This window comes from Streptomyces sp. NPDC020192 (assembly GCF_044388685.1).
In the GTDB taxonomy this organism is placed as follows: Bacteria; Actinomycetota; Actinomycetes; order Streptomycetales; family Streptomycetaceae; genus Streptomyces.
In genome coordinates this window covers 177,374-201,011 of record NZ_JBIRXG010000011.1, presented here as the reverse complement: position 1 = coordinate 201,011, position 23,638 = coordinate 177,374, and the positions used below count along the sequence as shown (strand labels likewise).

Annotated in this window: 19 protein-coding genes; 6 read left to right on the top strand and 13 right to left on the bottom strand. The window is 70.8% G+C overall.

Annotated features, from left to right (window positions below):
* Positions 1-11 precede the first annotated feature (11 nt).
* A complete protein-coding gene (locus tag ACH47Z_RS22300) occupies positions 12-2,696 on the bottom strand; it encodes an AAA family ATPase (RefSeq protein ID WP_399076204.1) in 2,685 nt (894 codons plus the stop codon).
* Between the two features lie 334 nt (positions 2,697-3,030).
* On the opposite strand from ACH47Z_RS22300, the gene ACH47Z_RS22295 reads away from it, so the two are divergent.
* Positions 3,031-4,086, top strand: a complete 1,056-nt coding sequence (locus ACH47Z_RS22295) for a DUF2510 domain-containing protein (RefSeq protein ID WP_399076202.1) — start codon at positions 3,031-3,033, stop codon at positions 4,084-4,086.
* A gap of 158 nt (positions 4,087-4,244) precedes the next feature.
* Here the strand turns inward: ACH47Z_RS22295 and ACH47Z_RS22290 are convergent, their stop codons facing one another.
* Positions 4,245-4,859 carry a TetR/AcrR family transcriptional regulator C-terminal ligand-binding domain-containing protein gene (locus ACH47Z_RS22290; protein ID WP_399076200.1) on the bottom strand — a complete coding sequence of 205 codons (615 nt, stop codon included), beginning with the start codon at positions 4,857-4,859 and terminating at the stop codon, positions 4,245-4,247.
* 160 nt (positions 4,860-5,019) lie between these two features.
* On the opposite strand from ACH47Z_RS22290, the gene ACH47Z_RS22285 reads away from it, so the two are divergent.
* Both ACH47Z_RS22285 and ACH47Z_RS22280 read left to right on the top strand, forming a co-directional pair.
* The gene (locus ACH47Z_RS22285) at positions 5,020-5,823 is read left to right on the top strand and encodes a phosphatase PAP2 family protein (protein WP_399076198.1); all 804 of its coding nucleotides are present in this window, start codon (positions 5,020-5,022) and stop codon (positions 5,821-5,823) included.
* Positions 5,820-6,767, top strand: a complete 948-nt coding sequence (locus ACH47Z_RS22280) for a hypothetical protein (protein WP_399076196.1) — start codon at positions 5,820-5,822, stop codon at positions 6,765-6,767. The genes ACH47Z_RS22285 and ACH47Z_RS22280 overlap by 4 nt, the downstream gene beginning before the upstream one ends.
* 78 nt (positions 6,768-6,845) lie before the next feature.
* Here ACH47Z_RS22280 and ACH47Z_RS22275 read toward each other — a convergent pair whose 3' ends face one another.
* From ACH47Z_RS22275 to ACH47Z_RS22260, 4 genes are all read right to left on the bottom strand, one after another.
* On the bottom strand, positions 6,846-7,694 hold the full coding sequence (locus tag ACH47Z_RS22275) for a phospholipid scramblase-related protein (protein WP_399076194.1): 849 nt from the start codon (positions 7,692-7,694) through the stop codon (positions 6,846-6,848).
* Positions 7,695-7,760: 66 nt separating this feature from the next.
* On the bottom strand, positions 7,761-9,809 hold the full coding sequence (locus ACH47Z_RS22270) for a phosphocholine-specific phospholipase C (protein ID WP_399076192.1): 2,049 nt from the start codon (positions 9,807-9,809) through the stop codon (positions 7,761-7,763).
* 212 nt (positions 9,810-10,021) lie between these two features.
* Complete coding sequence (gene htpG, locus ACH47Z_RS22265; RefSeq protein WP_399076191.1) at positions 10,022-11,869, bottom strand: molecular chaperone HtpG; 1,848 nt, start codon at positions 11,867-11,869, stop codon at positions 10,022-10,024.
* 14 nt (positions 11,870-11,883) lie between these two features.
* Complete coding sequence (locus tag ACH47Z_RS22260) at positions 11,884-12,294, bottom strand: cold-shock protein (RefSeq protein ID WP_399076189.1); 411 nt, start codon at positions 12,292-12,294, stop codon at positions 11,884-11,886.
* Positions 12,295-12,447: 153 nt separating this feature from the next.
* On the opposite strand from ACH47Z_RS22260, the gene ACH47Z_RS22255 reads away from it, so the two are divergent.
* The 3 genes from ACH47Z_RS22255 to ACH47Z_RS22245 are packed head-to-tail and all read left to right on the top strand — an operon-like array spanning position 12,448 to position 14,605.
* Positions 12,448-13,512, top strand: a complete 1,065-nt coding sequence (locus tag ACH47Z_RS22255) for a Rieske 2Fe-2S domain-containing protein (RefSeq protein ID WP_399076187.1) — start codon at positions 12,448-12,450, stop codon at positions 13,510-13,512.
* Complete coding sequence (locus ACH47Z_RS22250) at positions 13,509-13,679, top strand: hypothetical protein (protein WP_399076185.1); 171 nt, start codon at positions 13,509-13,511, stop codon at positions 13,677-13,679. Before ACH47Z_RS22255 ends, ACH47Z_RS22250 begins: the two co-directional genes overlap by 4 nt.
* 23 nt (positions 13,680-13,702) lie before the next feature.
* Positions 13,703-14,605, top strand: coding sequence for a PDR/VanB family oxidoreductase (locus ACH47Z_RS22245; protein ID WP_399076448.1), 903 nt, complete (start codon positions 13,703-13,705; stop codon positions 14,603-14,605).
* Between the two features lie 21 nt (positions 14,606-14,626).
* Here ACH47Z_RS22245 and ACH47Z_RS22240 read toward each other — a convergent pair whose 3' ends face one another.
* The 7 genes from ACH47Z_RS22240 to ACH47Z_RS22210 all read right to left on the bottom strand — a co-directional run bounded on the left by ACH47Z_RS22240 (position 14,627) and on the right by ACH47Z_RS22210 (position 23,593).
* On the bottom strand, positions 14,627-16,804 hold the full coding sequence (locus ACH47Z_RS22240) for a discoidin domain-containing protein (protein WP_399076183.1): 2,178 nt from the start codon (positions 16,802-16,804) through the stop codon (positions 14,627-14,629).
* Between the two features lie 50 nt (positions 16,805-16,854).
* Positions 16,855-18,459 carry a glycoside hydrolase family 13 protein gene (locus ACH47Z_RS22235; RefSeq protein ID WP_399076181.1) on the bottom strand — a complete coding sequence of 535 codons (1,605 nt, stop codon included), beginning with the start codon at positions 18,457-18,459 and terminating at the stop codon, positions 16,855-16,857.
* 34 nt (positions 18,460-18,493) lie between these two features.
* Positions 18,494-19,369 (bottom strand): carbohydrate ABC transporter permease, encoded by an 876-nt coding sequence (locus ACH47Z_RS22230; RefSeq protein ID WP_399076179.1) that lies wholly within the window; start codon positions 19,367-19,369, stop codon positions 18,494-18,496.
* Positions 19,366-20,322 carry a carbohydrate ABC transporter permease gene (locus ACH47Z_RS22225; protein WP_399076177.1) on the bottom strand — a complete coding sequence of 319 codons (957 nt, stop codon included), beginning with the start codon at positions 20,320-20,322 and terminating at the stop codon, positions 19,366-19,368. The genes ACH47Z_RS22230 and ACH47Z_RS22225 overlap by 4 nt, the downstream gene beginning before the upstream one ends.
* Positions 20,323-20,327: 5 nt before the next feature.
* Entirely contained in the window at positions 20,328-21,680 is a 1,353-nt protein-coding gene (locus ACH47Z_RS22220; protein WP_399076175.1) for an ABC transporter substrate-binding protein, read from the bottom strand.
* A gap of 140 nt (positions 21,681-21,820) precedes the next feature.
* Complete coding sequence (locus tag ACH47Z_RS22215) at positions 21,821-22,819, bottom strand: LacI family DNA-binding transcriptional regulator (RefSeq protein WP_399076173.1); 999 nt, start codon at positions 22,817-22,819, stop codon at positions 21,821-21,823.
* Between the two features lie 102 nt (positions 22,820-22,921).
* Positions 22,922-23,593 (bottom strand): hypothetical protein, encoded by a 672-nt coding sequence (locus ACH47Z_RS22210; RefSeq protein ID WP_399076171.1) that lies wholly within the window; start codon positions 23,591-23,593, stop codon positions 22,922-22,924.
* Between the last annotated feature and the right edge of the window lie 45 nt (positions 23,594-23,638).

Sequence of the window (23,638 nt, the reverse complement as noted above, 5' to 3'; positions counted from 1 at the left end):
GCGTCGTCCGCCTACCGCAGCCCCCGCCCCGTCGCCAGCACCTCCCGCGCCTGGGCCACCAGACCCTCCGCCCCGCACTCCCGGGCGAGGTCGAGGCCCCGGTTGAGTTCCGTGACGGAGCGGGCGGCGATGCCGTACTCGACGCGGGCCGCCGCGTGTTCGTACTGGCAGGGTGAGGCCTCCAGGTAGGTGACGGCCTGCGCGGCGAGCTGGACCGCGCGGCTGCCGGTCTCCAGGGCGGCGGCACAGCGCAGGGCCTCGCCGATCGCGGTGTCCGTGCCGAACCGTTCGGCCTGCCGGCGGGCGTCGGACGCGAGCTGGGCGGCCCGCGGCGGGTCCTGCGCGGCGAGGGCCTTGGCGAGGTCGATCGACCAGGACGCGAGCACGGGATTGTGGCCGCCGCGCGAGGCGGCCGTCTTCTCGGCGGCCTCCAGCTCGTTGATGCCGTCCTCGACACGGCCGACGGCGAGCAACAGCCGGCCCCGCACGGACCGGATGTCGGGCAGCACGATCGTGGACGGGTACGGCGGTGCGAAGCCGTACTGCTCGGCGACCGACCAGGCCTCCTGGACCCGGCCGCGGGCCAGCAGGGTGTCGACCAGTCCGCAGGTGGCCGACCAGTACAACGGCAGCCTTCGGCCGACACGTTCGGCGAGGACCAGCGCCTCACGCAGGGTGGACTCGGCGTCGCGCAGGCGGCCCTGTCTGCGGTAGGCGAGACCGAGGAAGGCGTTGGCGAGCGAGAGATGGCCGCCGCGCCAGCCGGCGGAGGTGTAGGCGCGCAGCGCCTCGGCGAAGAGGCTCTCGGCGCGGTCGAGCCGGTCGGTGTAGGCATAGGTGTTGCCGAGCATCATCAGCAGCTCCATGCCCCACTCCTGGTTGGTCCAGCCGAGACCGGGCGCGAGGCGGCCGTTGACGAGGGCGCGGTCGCACAGCTCGACGGCCTCCTCGGCGCTCTCGCCGTGGGTCATGGCATCGAAGGCGCGCAGGATGAGCAGGACGCGTTCGGTGTTGTCGCGGCCGGTGCGGGTGCCCGCGAGTTCGGCCAGGCGCCGGGAGCGGGCCGGGGAGACGGTCTCGCCGTGGATGGTCTCCCACATGAACTGCACGGCCTGCAACCGCATTTTGGCGGGGCCGGGTTCGTGCCGGGCCGCCTCGGCCTCGACCGTGCGGACGGCCTCCTCCAGTTGGTCGTTGTGGAGCTGCGCCTGGGAGAGCCGGACCACCGCGTCGACCCGTCGCTCGCCGCCCAGGCCGGGCATGGCGAGCGCGAGCTGGAGGTGCTCGATGGTGACGGCGGGTGCCGTGAGCAGGGTGGCGCAGCCCAGTTCGAACAGGACGTGCGCCTGGACCTCGGGGAGCGGCGGCTCCGCCAGGGCGCGTTCCAGGCAGGTACGGGCCGCGTCGGGCGCGCCGACGGCGAGGTGTTCGCGGGCGGCCTCGCGCAGTTGCTCGACGAGTTCCTCGTCGCCGTCCGGGTGCACCTTCAGCAGGTGCCGGGCCGCCTCGGCGGCGCCCCGGCCCAGCTCGGAGATGATCTGGGCGGCCACACCGTGCATGGCGGTGCACACGGCGGGCGGGATGGAGGTGTAGACGGCCGTGGCGACCAACGGGTGGACGAACTCCAGCTCCCCGTCCTCGCGTTCGGCACCGGCGGGCCGGTCGGGCTTGGTGAGGATGCGGTCGTTGCAGAGGAGTTCGGCGCAGTGCCGGGCGAGGTCGTCGTTCATGGTGGCGAGGCGGGCGACCATGCCGACGGTGATGGGGGCGCCGAGGATGGCGGCGGCCCAGGCGAACCGGGTGGCCTCCAGGCCGAGGTCCGTGAGCCGGTCGACCAGTCCGCCGCTGCGGGCGGAGCGGTTGAGGGCGCGCAGTTCTCCGGCACGGCCCTCGACCGGCGGGAGTTCGCTGTCCCGCACCTTGGCGAGCAGTTCGACGGTGTAGTAGAGGTTGCCGCCGGTGACGGCCCACACCTCGCGGCAGAACGCGTCGTCGGCATGCCGGCCGAGGGCAGCGCGGGTGAGTCCGGCGGTGGCGTCCGGGGTGAGCGCGCTGAGGTCGTTGACGGGGCGGCCCGCGGCGGCGGCCACCGCGTCGAGGTGGCGAGCGCTGTCTCCGCCGACCTCGCCGGGGCGGCGGGCGACCACGACCAGCACGGACACGTCGTCCAGGCGTTCGGCGAAGGCGGCGAGCCAGCGCAGGGTCTCCTGGTCGGCCCAGTGCGCGTCGTCGATCAGCAGGACGAGGGGCCACTCCCGGCGGGCGAGCCGGCGCACCGCGGCGACGAGTCCGTCGCAGACGTACTGCGGGTCGGCGCTGCCCTCCTGCGGGTCGGCTATGCCGAGGGCGGGGCCGGCGATGTCGTACCAGTCGCCGAGGTACTCGCGGGCCTCTTCGGGCAGCAGGGCCAGCAGCGCGGGCTGGAGCAGCTGCCGTACCACGTTGAACGGAACGGACTTCAGGGTCTCCGCCCCGCGTGCGGACCAGACCGTGCAGTTACGGGCTTCGGCGATGCGGCGCGTCTCGGTGAGCAGCGCGGTCTTGCCGAGTCCCGCCTCGCCGCGGAAGACCAGCAGGCTGCCGGCGGACGTCCGGTCGGCGCACAGGACGTCGAGCGCGTCCACGACAGTGGCGATCTCCGCGTCCCGCTCCCACAGGGAAGCCGAGCCGGCCGTCGGCGGCCGTCCCTCCGTCATCCCGTTACCTCCCCAGGTCGCCCGAATGACGTACAGAGCACGAGCGTAGCCGTCCGGCAGGGCCCGCGGTGGGCGGTCCGGGCAGCTGTTGCCCCGCCGGGTGAAAGTGGGTGCGGACAGGCGACGCTCGCCCGGCCCGAACCGCCGGTCAGCAGCCGACGGAGCGTCAACCGTGCCGTCCGGGGCCGGTACCGGAGGCGGTCGCGGGGCCGGTGTCCGGAAGGACGGCGGAGAGAAAAAGGACGGGAGAAATCCGAGGCGAAATATTACGGTCTGTTCCGTTCGCGAAGGATCCTCTCATCACACTTTCACGGTCGCCTCCTACGGTGGGGGCATGACGCAGGTGACTCCCCCCGGGTGGTACCCCGACCCCGGGCAGACGAACGACGTTCCGCCCACCGAGCGCTGGTGGGACGGCAAGGCCTGGACGGACCGGACCCGCCCCGCCGGGACGGCCGCCGCGTGGGGTCCCCCGCCGCAGTCGGTTCCCTCCGCGCCCGTCGGCTACGGCGAACAGCCGGGGTACGGGACGTATCCGGCGTACCCCGCCGAGCCGCCGGCCGGGCCCCGGAAGCGGCTGCGGAACGGCGTGGCCGTCGCGATGGCCACCGCGGTGCTGGTGAGCATCGGGATCGGCGTCTACGCGCTGTCCAAGGGCGACGGCAACGGCAGCGGCGACCGGGCCGCCTCGGGGCAGGGAGCGCCGGGCGGGCAGAGCGGCGGCCAGGGCGGGCCGTCCGGCGGCGGCTCGGGCGGGTCCGGAGGTTCCGGCGGATCCAGCGGCTCCAGCGGCTCGGGCGGCTCGGGCGGCTCCGGCGGTGGTGCGCCGTCGCCGGGGCGGTCCGACGCGCCCAAGGTACAGGGCGGCGGCACGGTGGCGGACCCGGTCAACGGGATCAGCCTGCCGGTGCCGAAGGGCTGGACCGGGCAGACGATCAGCGTCGGCGCGGAGGTGACCTCGGCCGACTCCTACAAGTGCCCGGGCAACGCCCGCCAGACCTGCACCGCGGGCGGCGCCTACACGGCTCCGGCGGTGGCGCTGGGCCTGCGGGGCACGACGGCCGAGGAGGTCGCCAAGGCGGACATCGCGGCCAACGCCAAGCAGTCCTACGGCGGCGACACCTACGGCAGCATCACCTCGCACCAGGTGCTGGCCTCCCAGGCGGTGACGGTCGCCGGGCAGAAGGGCTACATGGTGCGCTGGAAGGCGGTGACCAGCAAGGGCTCCGACGGCTACGTCGAGTCGGTCGCCTTCCCCTCGCCCAACGACACCCAGCAGATCGTGGTGGTCCGCTTCGGCGTGGACGTCGGGCAGAAGACCTCGGTCATCGACGAGATCCTGGCGGGGATCAAGGTCTCGTCCGGCGGCGGCAACGGCCAGAACGCCTGAGCCGGAGAAGAGCGGGACGCCGACGTGAGACGGCCGGGTGGGGCGCCCCTCCGCTCAAGAGGAGCCCCACCCGGCCGGGGGGTGCGCGCCGCCCCCGTCCCCACGGTGCGGCGCGAGCAGGTCGCCGTTCAGTCATCCCGTGAACGGCGGCCTGGGTCCTATGTCAGCCCGAGTGCGGGCAGCACGGTGGCCTCCACGAACCGGACCAGATAGTCGCCGTCGGCGTACTGGCCGCTGAGCATCGGCCGTACGCGCAGGACGCCGAACATCATCGCGGGGATGTACTCCAGCGCCGGATGGCCGGCCGGGACCTCGCCCCGGGCCACGCCCCGCGCGAGCATCTCCTGCAGCGCGGCGATCTCCGGGTACACCAGCGCCTCGCGCAGCGCCTGTGCCAGTTCCTGGTCGGCGGTCACCGCGTGCCCCAGGGCCTGGAGCAGCCTGGTGTCCTTGCCGGACCAGTCGCCCGCGGCCCGTGCGGCCTGGCGCAGGTCCTCGGCGAGGGACCCGGTGTCGATGCCGGCGAACCGCACCCGGCGGTTGGCGCGCAGTGCGGCCGCGACGAACTGGGGCTTGGTCTTCCACTGCCGGTAGAGCGTGGACTTGCTGCACCGGGTGCTGGCGGCGACGCCGTCCATGGTGACGGACTCGTACCCGCACTCGCGGATCTGCTCCAGCACGGCGTCGAAGAACTCCCGCTCACGCTCCGGCGTGATCTTGGAGCGGCGCGAGGCGACGACCGTGTCCGGTTCGTCCGCGGCCTGCGACGTCATGCGGTGCTTCCTCTCGCTCGTGGGCCTGTCTTCCAGTGTGGCGCACATCAATCGATACGTCAGTGTACCGGTACTGACGCGTATCGGTACACTGACGTTTCGGTACGACAACGTATCGATGAGTTCTACACGCACCACCGTCAGTGAAGGGGCCGGGGGGATGACTGCGCGAACCGAGCCTGCAGAGGCAGAGGCGGAACCGCCGGACGCGACCGCGCGCCCGGCGCTCATACGTGAGCTTCTGCTGGTCGCGGGGCTGTTCCTCGTCTACAAGCTCGGCCGGCAGCTGGCCACGGGCCATACCGGGAACGCCCTCCACAACGCCCAGCGCGTGTGGGACCTGGAGCGGGCGCTGCGCCTCCCCCACGAGAACGCCGTGCAGTCCGCACTGCTGCACGGCGACACCCCGGTCCACCTCGCGAACACCTACTACGCAACCGTCCACTTCCCGGCGACGCTGGCCTTCCTGGTCTGGCTCTACGTCAAGCGGCCCGCCCACTACACATGGGCCCGCCGGGTCCTCGCGGTGGTCACCACGGCCGCGCTGGTGCTGCCGTTCACCTTCCCGCTGGCCCCGCCGCGGATGCTGGCCGGGACCGGCCTGGTGGACACGGCGAAGATCTACGGTCCGTCCGTGTACGGCCCGCCGTCCAGCGACCATCTGTCCAACCAGTTCGCGGCGATGCCGTCGCTGCACTTCGGCTGGGCGCTGATGGTGGCGATCGGCCTGATCGTGGCCACCCGGTCCCGCCTGCGCTGGCTGTGGCTGCTGCACCCGCTGATCACCCTGCTGGTGATCGTGGGCACGGCCAACCACTACTGGCTCGACGCGATCGTGGCGACCGCCATGCTCGGCATCGCCCTCGCGGTGATCCATCCGCCGCGGCGCACGGCCGGCACGGCCGGACGCGGCACGGGGCGGCTCGCCCCGGGCAGGCCCGTCCTGGTGGGAGCGGGCCGATGAGCGCCGCCGCCCTGATCGCCGTAGCCCTCTCCCTGGTCTCGGCCGTCGCTTACGCGCTCGCCGCCGTCGCCCAGGAACGGCTCGCCTCCCGCACCGCCGGCACCGGCCTGCTGCGGCTGCTGGGCAGTGGTGCCTGGTGGGGGGCGGTCGGCCTGAACTCGGCCGCCGCGCTGCTGCACGTCGTCGCCCTCAGGTACGGTCCGCTCACCCTCGTCCAGCCGCTGGGAGCGCTCACCCTGGTCGCGGCCGTGCCGCTCGGGGCGCGGGCGGCCGGGCGCCGGGTCAGCGCCGTGGAGTGGCGCGGTACGGCGCTGACGCTGCTCGGGCTCGCCGCGCTGCTCGTCACCGCCTCCGGTCCGGCGCCCGAGCAGGTGCTGTCGCTGACCGAGGCGCTGGCGGTGGCCGGTACGACGGCCGCCGCGATCGGCATGCTGTCCCGCCCCGGCGCCCGCCCGGGCCTGCGGCACGCGACGGCGTCCGGCTTCGCCTCCGGTGTCGCCTCGGCGCTCACCCAGACGGTGACCGTGGCGGCCACCGACCGTACCGGCCCGGCACTGAGCACCGAGGTGATCGTGGTCGCCGTGCTCGTCGCCGGGTTCGCCGTCGGCGGGCTGCTGCTGTCCCAGACCGCCTACCGCGGCGGCCTCGGCGCCCCGCTGGCCGTGGTCACCCTCGCCAACCCGGTCGCGGCCGCGCTGATCGGCCTCACCCTGCTCGGCCAGGGCCTCCAGGGCGGCGCCGGCGGCGTACTGCTGGCCCTGGCCGGAGCGGCCCTGGCGTCCTGGGGCGTGCTCCTGCTCACCCGGGTCACACCGGAGCCGGTGCCGGAGGACGACGACCACCCCGTGGCCGCCGTACTGGCCCTGGAACCGGGCACGGCGACCGCCGAACCGGCCCTGGTGCCACGGCAACCGGAGCAACCGGGACACCTCACCGCACTCTGAGCACACAGAACGGCGGCCGGGGCGCAGCTCTTCCGCGCGCACCGGCCGCCGTCGCCGTACTCCCCCGTCGGGGGCCGCTCAGTTCCAGCCCCGCGAGTCCTGCTTGAGGGCGGTGTCGACGGTCAGGGCCGTCGCCACCACGAGGCTCAACAGCGGCTCGGGGAGCTGGTAGTGGATCTGCAGGACGTAGTTGTCCGCGGTCGTGAAGAGCGTCTTGGCGAGGCCTTCCCAGGTCTTGGTGATCCGGGCGACCTCGTTGTCCGCGTGGTCGACGATCGCGAAGTTCCAGGCCCGCCAGTTCTCCGCCTTGATCGCGCCGACCTGCTGGCCGTTGGCGTTCATCGCGAAGTTGATCTTCCCGATCATGTTCTGCTGGACGATCTCGCCGACCGGCGATCCGTCCGGACGCGTCACGATCACCCGGGACTTGAAGATCTTCGCGGGCCGGGTCAGCAGCAGCTGCGGCTGGCCGTAGGCGTCGCGGATCTCCAGCTTGTGGGTCAGGAACTGGTCCCAGTTGGAGATGAAGCGGAAGATCTTCCGCAGCACGCCCTGCCCGACCTCGGTGACCGAGCCGATGTCCCGGCCGTTCTGATCCATGACCTTGTACTCGTTGGTCACCTCGATCAGCTTGGCCTTCTGGTTCACGACCAGGATGGGCTCGGTGAAGATCGTGCCGCCGCCGGTGCCGCCGGACACGGCCCCGGCCTGCTGCTGCACCTGCCGCTGCACCTTGGGGTCGGCGGCCTGCTGCTGCGGGGCGCCGAACTGCTGAGGGGCGGCCTGCTGCTGCGGGACCTGGCCGGCGGGGGCCTGCGCCGGGTTGGTGTGCTGGGTCCACTGAGCGCCGTCCCAGTAGCGGAGCGTCTGGGGCGCTCCGTGCGGATCCGGGTACCAGCCTGCAGGAGTGTTCGATTGTGTGGTCACCGGGGCACACTACCCTGATCTGATCGGTACCTGACCAGTCCGCACGGAGCGGTGTTCATCGCCCGTTCACTCCGTGGCGAGCGCCGGGTCGCTGACGCCGGGACGGCCGTTCTCGACGTGCCCGGCGAAGCCGCGCAGGAAGGCCGCGTCGCCGTCGCAGGTGACCGTCACGTCGTACCAGCGCTTGCTCGCCGCGAGGTCGACGGTGTGCTTGACGGTCGCGCCGGGCCGTACGGTCACGGTGGCGGGGTGGCCGCCGTAGCCGTTCACCACCCTCAGCTTCACCGTGCCGGATCCCTTGTTGGTGAAGGTGAGTTCGAGGTGGTCGCCGGCGGTCCGGGCGGTCGCCTCCGGTCCCGTCGTCCTGCCCTTGCCCTTGAAGACGCGCAGGAAGCCGTTCGGGCCGTGCACGGTGAGGTCGTGGACGCCGCCGGAGTAGACCGGGTTCCAGGTGTCGGAGAGGTGCTTGCCGGCCTCGGTGGTGTAGGTCCAGGGGCCGTCGGCGCGGTTGCCGGAGGTCACCAGGAACGCGGCGCCCGCGTGCGCCCCCGAGGCGAACGTGAGCGTCAGCTTGCCGGTCGAGGTGTCCGCGGAACCGTCCACCACCGGGGCGTACTTCAGCGGGCGGGTGGGCCGGTGGCCGCGCTCCTGCCCGGGCAGCGAGGGGTTGGCGGGAGGCTTCGGCACGTAGTCGGGGTGCCGGTTGTGGTCCGGCGGCTGGTAGCCCGCCGTGGACGGCAGCGCGACCCGCTTGGTGTCCTTGCGGGAGAAGTCGAAGGCGCTGGTCAGATCGCCGCTCACGGTCCGCCGCCAGGGCGAGATGTTCGGCTCGTGCACACCGAAGCGGCGCTCGATGAACCGGATGATCGAGGTGTGGTCGAAGGTCTCGGAGCAGACGTAACCGCCCCTGCTCCACGGGGAGACGACCAGCATCGGCACCCGCTGGCCGAGCCCGTAGGCACCGGCGACATGACTCGCGTCGCCCTTGAACAGGTCGAGGGAGGCGTCCACGGTCGACTTGCCCTGCGCGTCGGAGGCCGGCGGGAACGGCGGGACGACGTGGTCGAAGAAGCCGTCGTTCTCGTCGTAGGTGATGAACAGCGCCGTCTTGCCCCACACCTCCGGGTTCGAGGTGAGCGCGTCGAGGACCTGGGAGACGTACCAGGCCCCGTAGTTGGCGGGCCAGTTGGGGTGCTCGGTGAAGGCCTCGGGGGCGACGACCCAGGAGACCTGCGGCAGCTTGCCGGCCTTGACGTCGGCCTTCAGCTGGTCGAAGAAGCCCTCGCCCTTCTTGGCGTCGGTGCCGGTGCGGGCCTTGTCGTACAGCGGGTCGCCGGGCTTGGCGTCGCGGTACTGGTCGAAGTAGAGCAGCGCGTTGTCGCCGTAGTTGCCACGGTAGGCGTCTTCTATCCAGCCCCAGCCGCCCTTCGCGTCGAGGCCGTCACCGATGTCCTGGTAGATCTTCCAGGAGACCCCGGCCTTCTGAAGGCGCTCGGGGTACGTCGTCCAGCCGTATCCCTTCTCGTCGTTGCCGAGGACCGGGCCGCCGCCCTGGCCGTCGTTGCCGACGTAACCGGTCCACATGTAGTAGCGGTTCGGGTCGGTCGAGCCCATGAACGAGCAGTGGTAGGCGTCGCAGAGGGTGAAGGCGTCGGCGAGCGCGTAGTGGAACGGGATGTCCTTGCGGGTCAGGTACGCCATGGTCGTGCTGCCCTTGGCCGGCACCCACTTGTCGTACTTGCCGCCGTTGAAGGCCGCGTGGGTGTCGTTCCAGCCGTGCGGGAGGTCCTGGATGAAGGCGAGGCCCAGGTCGTCGGCGTCGGGGTGGAAGGGCAGGATGTCCTTCGTGCCGTCGGACTGCTTCCAGACGGACGTGCCGTTCTGGGAGACGGATCGGGGGTCGCCGAAGCCGCGGACACCGCGCAGCGAACCGAAGTAGTGGTCGAAGGATCGATTCTCCTGCATGAGGACAACGATGTGCTCGACGTCCTGGACGGTCCCGGTGCGGTGATGGGCGGGCAGGGCGGCCGCGCGCTGGATGCTGCTGGACAACGCGGTGAACGCCGTGGTGGCGCCCGCGAGTTGGAGGAAACGGCGCCGGTTGACTTCGGGCATGGGTGTTCGGGTCCTCTCGTCCTGACGTACGCGATGCCGCCCACATGACGGAATCCGCGCGGAGCGAGTGTTCCAAGAGCAACAAACGTCAGGGAAGGGTCTGATGGCGCCCATGTGAAAGTCGGCGGTCCGGGAGGTGCTCCGCCGGCCACGGTCGGCGCGGACCGTGGCCGGCAGGAATACCTAAGGAGCGAACTCCTCGGGCATATCGGTCAGATCGTGCGGGCGAGTCGGTCGGCGAGCAGCTTGGCGAAGCGCGCCGGGTCGGCCAGGTCGCCGCCCTCCGCGAGCAGGGCGGTGCCGTAGAGCAGCTCGGCCGTGTCCTTCAGATCGGGGTCGGCGGGGCGCTGCTCGTGCGCCGTCCGCAGCCCGCTGACCAGCGGGTGCTCGGGGTTCAGCTCGAGGATGCGCTTGACCGGCGGGAGTTCCTGGCCCATCGCCTTGTACATCTTCTCCAGCGCCGGCGAGATGCCGTCGGCGTCGCTGACCAGGCAGGCCGGCGAGCTGGTCAGGCGGGTGGTCAGCCGTACGTCCTTGACGGCGTCGAGGGTCTCGCCCAGCCAGGCCAGCAGCGGCGCGTGGGCGTCGGACCTCTCCTCCGACAGCTCCTCGTCGGCCTCGTCGGCGGGCAGGTCGACCGCGCCCCGTGCGACGGACTGGAACTCCTTGCCGTCGTACGCGCGCACCGCGTCGACCCAGATCTCGTCCACCGGGTCGGTGAGCAGCAGCACCTCGTACTCCTTGGCCCGGAAGGCCTCCAGGTGCGGGGAGTTCTCGACCTGTGCGCGGCTCTCGCCGGTCATGAAGTAGATCTTGTCCTGACCGTCCTTCATCCGGGCGATGTAGTCGGCGAGGGTGGTCGGCTCGTCGCCGGCGGTGGTGGCGAACGACGCGATGTCGAGGATCGCCTTGTGGTCCTCGCCCGCGTCGAGCAGACCCTCCTTGACCGCGGCGCCGAACTCCCGCCAGAACGTACGGTACTTGTCGGCGTCGTTCGTCATGAGGTCCTTGACGGTGGACAGGACCTTCTTGGCGAGGCGGCGCCGGATCAGCTGGATGTGCCGGTCCTGCTGGAGGATCTCGCGGGAGATGTTCAGCGACAGGTCGGCGGCGTCCACGACGCCCTTGACGAACCGCAGGTGGGACGGCAGGAGTTCACGCGTGTCGTCCATGATGAACACCCGCTTGACGTACAGCTGGATGCCGTGGCGGGCGTCGCGCTGGAACAGGTCGTGCGGGGCACGCGCGGGGAGGAAGAGCAGCGCCTCGTACTCGAAGGTGCCCTCCGCCCGCATCCGGATGGTCTCCAGCGGGTCGGTCCAGTCGTGGCTGATGTGCCGGTAGAACTCCTTGTACTCCTCGTCCTTGACCTCCGAACGCGGCCGCGCCCACAGCGCCTTCATCGAGTTGAGGGTGTCGTCGCCCATCCGGATCGGGAAGGCGATGAAGTCCGAGTACCGCTTGACGATCTCCCGGATCTTCCACTCGTCGGCGTAGTCGTGGAGGGCGTCCTCCTCGTCCGCGGGACGCAGGTGGACGGTGACCGCGGTGCCCTCCGGCGCGTCCTCGACGGTCTCGATGGTGTACGTGCCGCCGCCGTCCGACTCCCAGCGCACACCGCTCTCCTCGCCGGCCCTGCGGGTGAGCAGGGTGACCTTGTCGGCGACCATGAAAACGGAGTAGAAGCCGACGCCGAACTGGCCGATCAGCTCGGCCGATTCGGTGTTCTTCTCGTTCTCCTTCATCCGGCGCAGGGTCTCGGCCGTGCCGGAGCGGGCGATGGTGCCGATCAGTCCGACGACGTCGTCGCGCGTCATGCCGATGCCGTTGTCGCGCACGGTCAGCGTGCGGGCGTCCTTGTCGGCCTCGAGGGCGATGTGCGGGTCGTCGGCCCTCAGGCGGTCGTCCGTCAGACCGGCGAGGCGCCGCTTGTCCAGGGCGTCGGAGGCGTTGGAGATGAGTTCCCGCAGGAAGATGTCCTTGTTCGAGTAGATCGAATGGACCATCAGCTGCAGAAGTTGCCGTGCTTCGGCCTGGAACTCCAGCGTCTCGGTGCTCATTTCGTCCTGTCTCCTCAGTCCTCGATCCAGCCGTGCCGCTTGGCGAACAGGGTCAACTGCTTGCGTACGGCGATGATCTGCTGTCCCGTCAGGTCGGGGACGAAGGTCAGCAGCAGCTCCGTCACCTCGCGGGTGTACTCGGCCGAGCCGAGCACGTCGCACATCGGCTCCTGGCCCTCCGCGGCGCCCACGGGGACTGCCCCCTCGGCCGCCTGTCCCGACTCCTGCGCGAACCGGACGGACGAGGCCTTCAGCCCGCGTCCGCCGTTCTCGATCTCGAACTCCACCGCCAGACCCGGACGCACGGACGACTCGGGAATCAGCAGGTCGTTCACATGCAGGAAGACGTCTTCTCCACCCTGGCCCGGAGCGATGAAACCGTACCCACGCGTCTCATCGAACCGGATCACCCGACCGACAGCCATCCTCAACCCCCACACACACACACAGCCACACCCAGCCTCGGTACTGCCGCTCAGCGTACGCGACCTGGTGCTTCCGTGAGGCGGAAGGAGCGTTGCGGCCCCTCGACGCGCGCCCCGACGATGCCACCACCACAACAGACGGGAGCCGCCTCCATGCCCCATGTAACCGCCTTCGCAAGGAACCAGTGGTACGTCGCCGCCTACAGCCAGGAGGTCGGGCGCGAGCTGCTCGGCCGGACGGTTCTCGGCGAACCGCTCGTCCTCTACCGCGCCGAGGACGACGGCACCCCGGTCGCCCTGCACGACCGGTGCGTGCACCGCCGCTATCCGCTCTCCGAGAGCGGCCTGGACGGCGACCGGATCGTCTGCGGCTACCACGGCTTCACCTACGACCGCACCGGCACCTGTGTGTACGTGCCGGGCCAGAAACGCGTCCCGCGCACCGCGCGCGTCGCCGCCTACCCGGTGGTGGAGCAGGACTCCCTGGTGTGGGTGTGGATCGGCGACCCGGACCTCGCCGATCCGGCTGCCGTCCCGCGGGCCCGGCACCTCGACTCCCCCGGCTGGGTGACGGTCCGGGGCATGGAGCCGATCGACGCCGACCACGGCCTGCTCGTCGACAACCTCCTCGACCTCTCCCACGAGACCTATCTGCACGGCGGTTACATCGGCACCCCGGAGGTCGCCGAGACACCCATCACCACCGAGGTGGACGAGGGCGCCGGCATCGTCCGGGTCAGCCGGCACATGGACGACGCCGAGTGCCCGCCGTTCTACGCCCGCTCCACCGGCATCACGGGCCGGATCACCCGCTGGCAGGACATCGAGTACCACGCGCCCTGCCTGTATCTGCTGCACAGCCGCATCGCACCGACGGGAGTCGTACCCGAGCCGGACGGCAGCGACCCGGCGGGCTTCCACACGGAGATCACCTACGCCATCACCCCGTCGTCGGATGGCAAGGTGTACGACTTCTGGATGGTCTCCCGGGACTGGGCGACGGACGACCCCGAGGTCACCGAGTTCCTGCGCGCCAACAACCACACCGTGGTGATGCAGGACGTCGACGCCCTCAACCTCCTGCAGCGGACGCTGGGTTCGGAGCGCGCCGGCTACCAGGAGCTGAGCATCAACATCGACACCGGCGGCCTGGCCGCGCGCCGCATCCTGACCCGGCTGGCCGAGGAGGGCGACAAGCCGGTGGAGAAGGTCCAGTGAGCAGACCCACCGGCGAGGTCTACCGCATCGACTGGCTGCCGGGCACGGACGTCCTGCACGGCACCTGCCACTGCGGGGCGGAGCACAGCGCACAGGACCCGGTGGAGATGTGGGAGTGGATGCTGGCCCACCCCGAGGGGCACGAGACCCGGGAGGACGTACGGTGACGGAAACCGAACTCATCGTGGAGATGCGGGAGTTCGTGGCGGACGGAGTGCTGTCGCTGACCCTGCGCCATCCGCTCGGGCAGGACCTGCCCGCGTGGGAGCCCGGCGCCCATGTGGACCTGCTGCTCGGTCCGGAACTGGAGCGGCAGTACTCGCTCTGCTCCGACCCGGCGGACCGCTCCGCCTGGCGGATCGCGGTGCTGCGAGAACGGACAGGTCGGGGCGGATCAGCCCATGTGCACGACGAGTTGGGCGCGGGCGACAAGGTGCGGGTGCGCGGGCCACGCAACCACTTCCGCCTCGAACCCTCACCCCACTACCGGTTCGTCGCGGGCGGCATCGGCATCACCCCGCTCCTGCCGATGCTGGCCGCGGCCGAGGCGGCGGGCGCCGAGTGGTCGCTGCTGTACGGCGGCCGGTCCCGCGCCTCCATGGCCTTCACCGCGGAACTGGCACGCTACGGCGACCGGGTGACCCTTGCCCCGCAGGACGAGGCGGGCCTGCTCGACCTGGCTCCGGTGCTGGACGACGTTCCCGACGGCACCCTGGTGTACTGCTGCGGTCCGGGGCCGCTGCTGGACGCCGTCGAGGAACGCTGCCCGGCCGGCCGGCTCAGGGTCGAGCGCTTCCAGCCGAAGGCCCAACAGGCGGGCAGTGGCAGCGAGTTCGAGGTGGTGCTCGCGCGCAGTGGCCGTACCCTCACCGTGGCACCGGAGGTGTCGGTGCTGGAGACGGTGCGCGCCGCCGGCGTCGAGGTGCTGTACTCGTGCACCGAGGGGACGTGCGGCACCTGTGAGACGGACGTGCTGGAAGGCGCCCCGGAGCACCGGGACTCGGTCCTCACCGAGGAGGAGCGGGCCGCGGGAGACACCATGATGATCTGTGTGTCCCGGTGCCGGGGCGCCCGTCTGGTGCTGGATCTGTGAGCCGTCCGCCCGGCCGAGGGGTCAGGGGGTCAGATACGCCTCCACCTCGCTGAACTGCCCTGCCGGCCAGCCGCTGTTGGCGCTGACGGCAAGGCGGAGGTACCGCAGACCGGTGCCGCTCGGCAGGGAGACGGTGGCTGTGTTCCCGGTGGCCGGGTCGAAGCGGTAGTCCTGGGAGCCGACGACGGTGGAGTAGTTCGTACCGTCGGTGCTGCCGAGGACCGTGACGGTCTGGGTGCGTGCGCCCCAGGCCGAGGACGGCGGCAGCTTCAGCACCAGGCGCCGTACGGCGTAGGAGGAGCCGAGGTCGACCGTCCAGGACTGCGGGAAGGCGTTGTTGGTGGACTCCCAGTAGGAGCCCGCGTCGCCGTCGACCGCCTTCTCGGGCGTGTAGACGTCCTTGGAGCCGGTCGCGGAGGCCGGGCGGCCCTTGGCGAGGTTGCGGTTCGGGGCGGGGGCGGGGTTGCCCTGGCCGGGCTGGGGCCAGGTGGAGCAGTCCGACCACGTGCTGCTCCAGCCGGAGTTGCCGCCACCGTCGGTCAGGGTGAAGGAGCCGGAGTTCGCCGGGTAGGGGCAGTTGTAGACGCCGGCGGCGCCGACCTGGCCGGCGGTGACGTTCCTGAAGGTGGCCGCGCCCTGCGCCTCGGCCTGGACGACGACCGTACCGGTGTTCTGCACGCTCGCGCCGGTCACGGTGACGTTCCTGACCGGATAGCCCTGTCCGCCGCCGGAGACGAACTCGAAGGCGCTGTACGGGCTGTCGGTGATGGTGGTGTTGGTGATGTTGACGCCGGCGTTGATGGCGCTGTCGTAGGAGTCGACGCGCAACGCGCCCATCGGATGGTTCCAGTTGGGGTTCATTGCGCCGGTGCGGACGAGGGTGTTGCCGTCGACGGTGATGGTGCCCGCGAGGGGGTAGAAGGGGTCGAGGAACTTCTGGTTGGAGATCGCGATGCCGCTGCCGAGGGCGTTGGTGTCGGAGATCAGGTTGTTCTTCACCGCGATGTCGGTGCCGCCGTAGATCGCGATGCCGTTGGCGAGGTTGGGCTGGGAGATCGTGTTGTTCTCGAAGCTGGAGTTCGTGTCCGGGGAGTAGAGCGACCACATGGCGAGGGCGTCGTCGCCCTGGTTGCGCAGGAAGTTGTTGCGCACGACGACACCCTTGGCGGTGCCGTTGAGGTTGATGCCGTCGGCGGTGGTGTCGAGGATGCGGTTGTTCTCCACCACCAGGTTGTCGTTGTCACCCATCAGCCACATGCCGACCTTCATGTGCTGGATCCACATGCCGGAGACGGAGGAGTTCGGGCCGAGGGAGCCGTTGACGAAGTTGTCGGGGCTGGAGTCGACGCGTTCGGTGACCTCGCCGATGACCGCGAAGTCCTTGATGTGGACGTTTCCGGAGGAGCTGGACTGGTCGATGAAGCGGGAGGTGTGCACGACCGAGTACCAGTTGCCGGCGCCCTGGAGGGTCACGTTCTGCACGCCGTTGAGTGAGGAGGTGATGCGGTAGTCGCCGGGTGGGATCCACACTGTGCCGCCCTGCGCGGCGGCGATGGCGTCCCGGAAGGCCTGCGTGGAGTCGCCGTTGCCGCTGGGGTCAGCGCCCTTGGACACGACGGACACGGAGCCGGCGGGCTGCGTGGCCGCGGCGGCGACCTGCTCGAAGTCGGCGACGTCGACGGTGACCTGGGTACTGGTCGCCTCGAACGCGACCTTGTCACCCGGCTGGACGTTCTGCCCCAGCGGCATCCGGGCGTTGTCGAAGAAGTGGTGCGTCTTGGCGCCGGGGATCCAGCCGGTGTCGATGTACGAGTACCTGGACGTCACCGGGAGGGGCTGGGCGAGCCTGGTGCCGTTGACGTAGACGTTGAGCGCACCGGACTGACCGTCCGGGACGCTGTAGGCAATGTTCACCGCATCGGACGCTTGCGGCACGGTGAACTCCACCCGCTGTCCGGCCGACAGCCGGACGGCCTGCCGTCCGGACGCCTCCGAGGCGAGCGAGCCCTGGGTGTAGTCGGGGCCGATCCTGGTGCCGGTGGTGGTCGCCGACTCGGCCTCGACGGAGGCGAAGGGCAGAGTGGCACCCGGGGCCGCGTGCGCGGCGGGGGCCACGGCGGTGAGCATGCCGGCCGCGAGGGCGACGACCGCCCCGATGGTTGGCATGCGCCTGACATATCTGACGGTACTGGAACGCATGTGCTGATCCCTTCAGGGTGGGGTGCGGGGACAGCTCGCACGCGGTCGGCTCAGGCGCGCAGCCAGGCCGCCGTGTCCTGCGGCAGCCGGCCCGCGTCGTCCAGCGGGCCGCTGCTCAGCAGGAGCCTGGAGTGTGCGGGGAGGTCGGCGGGCGTGGGTGCGAGGTTCACCACGCACAGCGCTCCCCCGGCACGGGCGAAGGCGAGCACGCCGTCGGGGGCGGGCAGCCAGGTCAGGGGACCGTCGCCGAAGACCGGGCGGGTGGCGATGGCCGCGCGGTAGAGGGAGAGCATGGAGTCGGGATCCCGCTGTTGACGGTCGACCGCATACGAGGTCCAGTCGACCGGCTGCGGCAGCCAGGGCTCCTGGGTACTGAATCCCGCGTACGGCACACCGTCGGCCCACGGCAGCGGCACCCGGCACCCGTCCCGCCCGGGGTCGGCACCGTGCGACCGGAAGTGCATCGGATCCTGTATGCGGTCGACCGGGATCTCGGCCTCCGGCAGCCCCAGCTCCTCCCCCTGGTACAGATACACCGAGCCCGGCAGCGCCAGCGACAGCAAGGCGGCGGCGCGAGCGCGCCGGGTGCCGAGGGCGAGATCGGTCGGGGTACCGAAGGCCTTGGTGGCGAAGTCGAAGGCGGTGTCCTCGCGGCCGTACCGGGTGACCGTGCGGGTGACGTCGTGGTTGCACAGCACCCAGGTGGCCGGGGCGCCGACGGGGGCGTGTTCGGCGAGGGTGGTGTCGATGGCGGTGCGCAGTCGGGGCGCGTCCCAGGGGCAGGACAGGAAGGAGAAGTTGAAGGCGGTGTGGAGTTCGTCAGGGCGAAGGTAGCGGGCGAAACGCTCGGGATCCGGCAGCCAGACCTCGCCGACGAACATGCCGTCGTACTCGTCGGCCACGCGCCGCCAGGAGCGGTAGACGGCGTGGAGTTCGTCGCGGTCGACGAAGGGGTGCGGGTCGGGCCGGGAGGCGAGGTCGGGCAGGTCGGGGTCTTTGGCGAGCAGGGCGGCCGAGTCGATGCGGACGCCGGCGACGCCCCGCTCGAACCAGAAGCGCAGGATGTCCTCGTGCTCCTGACGCACCGCCGGGTGGGCCCAGTTGAGGTCGGGCTGCTGGGGGGTGAACAGGTGCAGGTACCAGTCGCCGTCCGGCAGCCGGGTCCACACCGGTTCGGTGGAGCCGACGAACTGTGACGGCCAGTCGTTGGGCGGGAGTTCACCGTGTGCGCCGCGTCCGGGACGGAAGTGGAACAGGGCGCGCTCCGGGCTGCCGGGGCCCGCGGCGAGGGCCGTCCGGAACCACGGATGCCGGTCGGAGACGTGGTTGGGCACGATGTCGACGATGGTGCGGATCCCCGACTCCCGTGCCTCGGCGATGAGTTTCTCCGCCTCGGCGAGGGTGCCGAAGGCCGGGTCGATGGCGCGGTAGTCGGTGACGTCGTAGCCGCCGTCCTTCATCGGTGACAGATACCAGGGGCTGAACCACAGGGCGTCGACGCCGAGTTCGGCCAGGTACGGCAGCCGGGCGCGGACGCCCGCGAGGTCGCCGGTGCCGTCGCCGTCGCCGTCCGCGAAGCTGCGGACGTAGACCTGGTAGATGACGGCGGTGCGCCACCAGTCGCGGTCCTCAGAGGCAGGGGTGGGCTGTCCCACGGAGCTTCCCTTTCTGCAGGCGTTTACGGCGATGTCAGCCCTTGGTGCTGCCCGCGCTGATCCCGGCGATGATGTGCCGCTGGAAGACGAGGAACAGCGCCACCATCGGGATGCTGGCGATCACCATCGCGGCGATGAGCACGGTGAGCTGGATGTTCTGCGACAGCTGGACCAGGGCCACGCTGATCGGCTGTTTGCCGGTGTCGGAGAAGACCATCAGCGGCCACAGGAAGTCCTGCCAGACGGCGACCAGCGCGAAGATCGACACCACGCCGAGGACCGGCCGGGACATGGGCAGCACGACCGACCACAGGATGCGCAGCTTGCCGGCGCCGTCGATCTCGGCCGCCTCCAGGACGTCGCGCGGGAGCTGGTCGAAGAACCGTTTGAGCAGGTAGAGGTTGAAGGCGTTGGCGACGGCCGGGAGCCAGATGCCGAGCGGGTCGTTGAGCAGGCTGGTGTGGATCAACGGCAGGTCGGCAGCGGTCAGGTATTTCGGTACGACCAGGGCCTGCGCCGGGACCATCAGGGTGGCGAGGATGCCGCCGAGGATCACCGTGCCGAAGACCGGCTTCAGCCTGGACAGGGCGTAGGCGGCGGCCGTGCAGAACACCAGCTGGAACGCCCAGGCACCGGCGGCCTGGACGACGGTGTTCCACAGGTGCTCCGGGAGCTGCATCAGGTCCCAGGCGTCGGTGTAGCCGCCGAGGCGCCAGTGGCGCGGAATCAGCGTGGGCGGGGTCCGGGCGACCTCGTCGGGGGACTTCATCGCGCCGGTCACCATCCAGTAGACCGGGAAGAGGAAGGCGAGCGCGAAGAGGACGACGACGGCGGTGAACACGGTCCAGTAGACCGCCTTGCCGCGCGGGCGGGCGAGGGTGGCCGGGGAGATCAGGGTGCGGGTGCTCATGCGGTGTCCCCCTCGGTGCGGGTGAGCCGCAGATAGCCGGCGGAGAAGACCCCGAGCAGGACCAGGAGCATGACGCTGAGGGCGCAGGCGCCGCCGAAGTCGTTGTAGAGGAAGGCGTATTTGTAGATGAGGTAGAGAACGGTGACGGTGGCGTTCTCCGGGCCGCCGCCGGTGATGACGAACGGTTCGGTGAACACCTGCATGGTGGCGATGATCTGAAGGAGCATCAGCATCAGGATCACGAACCGGGTCTGCGGGACCGTGACGTGCCGGATGCGCTGCAGCAGGTTCGCGCCGTCCAGTTCGGCGGCCTCGTACAGCTCCCCAGGGATGGACTGCAGGGCGGCGAGATAGATGAGGACTGTGCCGCCCAGGTTGGCCCACGTCGCCACGATCACCAGGGAGACGAGGGCGGTGTCGGTGCCGTTGGACCAGTTCGAGGTCGGCAGGTGGAGGAAGCGCAGCGCCTCGTTGGCGAGCCCGGCTCCGGGGTCGTAGAACCACTTCCACAGCAGGGCGCTGACCACCGGCGGGATCATCACCGGCAGATAGACCACGACCCGGAAGAAGGCCTTGGCGTGCCGCAACTCGTTGAGGACGAGGGCGAGTACGAAGGGGATCGCGAAGCCGATGAGCAGGGCGAGCAGGGTGAAGGTGAGGGTGTTGCGCCAGGCCGCGGCGAACTCGGGGTCGTGCAGGACGCGGGTGAAGTTGGCGGTGCCGACCCACCGGGGCTTCGAGCCGGGCGTGTACTTCTGGAAGGCGATGACGACCGCGCGGATCGCCGGGTACCAGGAGAACAGGGCGAAGCAGACGAGGCCGCCGAGGAGGAAGGCGTAGGCGCGGGCCTGGTCGATCAGATGGCGGCGCCTGCGGCTCCCCGGCAGGGGCGGCGCCGGGAGCGGGGGGACGGCGGCCTTCGTCACGGGCCGCCGTTCGGCCGTCTTCGTCATGGCGGTCAGCCCCGGGCCAGGATGCTGTCGATCTTGCCGGACGCGTCCTTGAGGAGCTGGTCGATGTCGGCGTCCTTCTTGGTGAGGACGGCGGAGACGGTGGCGTCGAGGACGGAGTAGATCTGCTGGGCGTCCGGCGGCTCGATCTTCATCCGCAGGTGCTGGTTGCCGTCGAGGAAGGCCTGGTAGTTCCGCACCGGGACATTGGCGTTGGCCTTCTTGGCCTGCTGGTCCCTGGCGTCGGCCGCGCCGGTGAACAGGCGCGGCTCGGGCAGGCCGACGGGAGCGTTGTTCTTCTTGGCGCGGGCGTAGTCGCCGAGGAAGCCGCTGCCCGGGGTGAGGAACATGTGGTCCAGCCACTTCAGGCCGGCGCGGATCTGGGCGGGCGTGTCGCGCTTGCTGAACATGTAGCCGTCGCCGCCGATGAGCGTGCCCCGGCCGCCGGGCATGGGGCCGATGGCGATGTCGTCGTAGTTCGCGCCCTTCTCCTTGACCAGGATCGGGATGTTGTCGGGGGCGGCGAGATACATGCCGAGCCTGCCCGAACCCATCATCTGCTGCACGTCATTGATGACGAGGAGCTGCTTGCTGCCCATGGAGTCGTCGGTCCACCGCATGTCGTGCAGGTTCCGCAGGACGGCGTGACCCTCGGGGGTGTCGACGGTGGCCTTCCTGCCGTCGGCGCCGACGACGTCGCCGCCCTGCGCGTACAGCTCGGCGGTGAAGTGCCAGCCGCCCTGGTTCTGTGCGCTGTAGTCGGCGTATCCGACGGTACCGTCGCCGAGTGCGGCGATCTTCCTGGCGTCGGCGCGGACCTCGTCCCAGGTGGTGGGCGGCTTGTCGGGGTCGAGGCCGGCCCTCTGGAAGAGCTTGCGGTTGTAGATCAACCCCATGCTGTATCCGGTACGCGGTATGCCGTAGACCTTCCCGTCGACGGTGTAGATGTCCCGCAGCTGCTTCTGCAGCGTGTCGTAGGACTTCAACTCCTTGAGGTACGGCGTGAGATCGGCCGCCTGGTTGATGTCCACGACGTGCCGGGCGTCGGTGAAGTAGGTGTAGAAGACGTCCTCCATCTGACCGCCGGCGAGCTTGGCGTCGAAGGTCTTCGGGTCCTGGCAGGGGAAGGCGTCGTGCGCGACGACGTCGATGTCCGGGTTCTGCTTCCCGAAGGAGGCGAGGTCCTCCTCGAAGAACTCCCGGTCGGCCTTGGCGCTCTTCGGCGGCTCGCAGTTGACGGTGATGCGTGTCCTGCCGCTCGCCGACCCGTCGCCACCGGACCCGCAGGCGGTGGCGGCGAGGGCGAGGGAGGAACAGACGCCGATCGCGACGACGGTACGGCGGAACCCGGTGTATCTCATCGGTGGACCCCTCGTGGCACTCATGGCAGGAGCGGTGGGCGCCGCACACTCAAGCACCGCCACCACGGGTCCGCAAGATGTCGCGCGAAATCTGTAATTATTTGACAGCCACCCGGATCTTTCGGAGCACCGCCACGATCTCAGTCGCGCGGGGCTTGCGCGGTGGAGCCGCGGACCACCAGCTCGGGCTCGAACAGCAGCTCCTCGGCGGGTACGGCGGTGCCGCCGATCCGCGCGTTCAGCAGCTCGACGGCCGCGCGGCCCATGGCCTCGATGGGCTGGCGGACGGTGGTCAGCGGGGGTTCGGTGCAGTTCATGAAGGCCGAGTCGTCGTAGCCCACGACCGAGATCCGCCCCGGGACGTCGTACCCCTTGCGCCGCGCGGCCCTGATCGCGCCGAGCGCGAGGGGGTCGCTGGCGCAGATGATGCCGGTGACCCCGCGGTCGATCAGCCGGGACGCGGCCGCGTGGCCGCCCTCGAGGGAGAACATGGCCCGCGCGACGAACTCCTCCGGCAGATCACCGGAGATCCCCCGCGCGGCGGCCAGCTTGCGCGCCGAGGGCACGTGGTCGCCGGGGCCGAGGACCAGGCCGATGCGTTCGTGGCCGAGGGAGGCGAGATGCCGCCACGCCTGCTCGACGGCGACGGCGTCGTCGCAGGACACGCCAGGGAAGCCGAGGTGTTCGATGGCCGCGTTGACCAGCACGACGGGGATGTTGCGCTCGGCGAGCAGGCGGTAGTGGTCGTGCGGGGCGTCGGCCTGCGCGTACAGGCCGCCGGCGAAGACGACACCGGAGACCTGCTGCTGCAGCAGCAGTTCGACGTAGTCCGCCTCCGACACGCCGCCCTTGGTCTGCGTGCACAGCACCGGAGTGAGCCCGAGCTGGGCGAGCGCGCCGCCGATGACCTCGGCGAACGCCGGGAAGATGGGGTTCTGCAGCTCCGGCAGGACCAGGCCGACGAGCCGGGCGCGTTCGCCGCGCAGCTGGGTGGGGCGCTCGTAGCCGAGGACGTCGAGTGCCGTCAGGACCGCCTGGCGGGTGGCTTCGGAGACCCCGGGCTTGCCGTTGAGCACCCGGCTGACCGTGGCCTCGCTGACCCCGACCTTCTTCGCCACTTCCGCAAGTCGTCGCGTCATGAGCGCAAGCCTAGCGCAAGTTATGCAAGTGGTTTGCGTAAAGGGCCGTCGGGGCGTGACCGGCCCGGCGCCGCCGGTGACCTGAACGCCGGCGGTGCCGGGTCAGTCCTGGGCGGCCGGGACGACGGTGAGGTGGGGCGCCGTACCCCGTGCCCGGCGGGGGCGGCGTGCGGGTGCGGCGGGGCGGCGGGCGTCGCGCAGGACCATCGTCAGGCGCCGGTACCCGATGTCCCGCAGGGTCTGCGGTGTCTCGTCGACGACCCGGCACTCGGTGGGGCCCCGGCGCGGGTCGGGGTGGAGCAGCAGCCGGACGGCGCCGTCGAGCCGGGTCGCGGACTCGCCGACGGCCCGCATCCAGTGCGGCAGGCCCTGCCGGTAGGCGGCCTCCATGATCGGGTCCTGGGCGATGTCCCGGCGGACCGCCTGGAGTTCGTGGTCGTGGCCGTACGTCTCCAGCGCGGCCCTGAGGTGGGCCAGCATCGGCAGGCACCAGCCCGGCTCGTGCTCGCCGAGGACCTCGGCCGCGTCGGGGTGGAAGAGCACGAACCGCAGGAAGTTGTCCCCGGGCATGGCCGTCGGATGCGGGCGCACACCGCGGAAGAGCGTCGTGTAGGCGCCGTTGGCCATGACCACGTCCCAGCGGTGGTCCACGACCAGGGAGGGCAGGGCGAGGGACTCCAGCAGTGCGGCGTAGTCCTGGAGGTACGCCTGGGTGTCGCACGTCTCGGGGACGGGCCGCGGTACCGGCCGCTGCCCTCCTGCCTGATGTGCCATCGGGCGGTCACCCCTCTTGCCTTCTGCGGCCTTGACGCGGCCCAT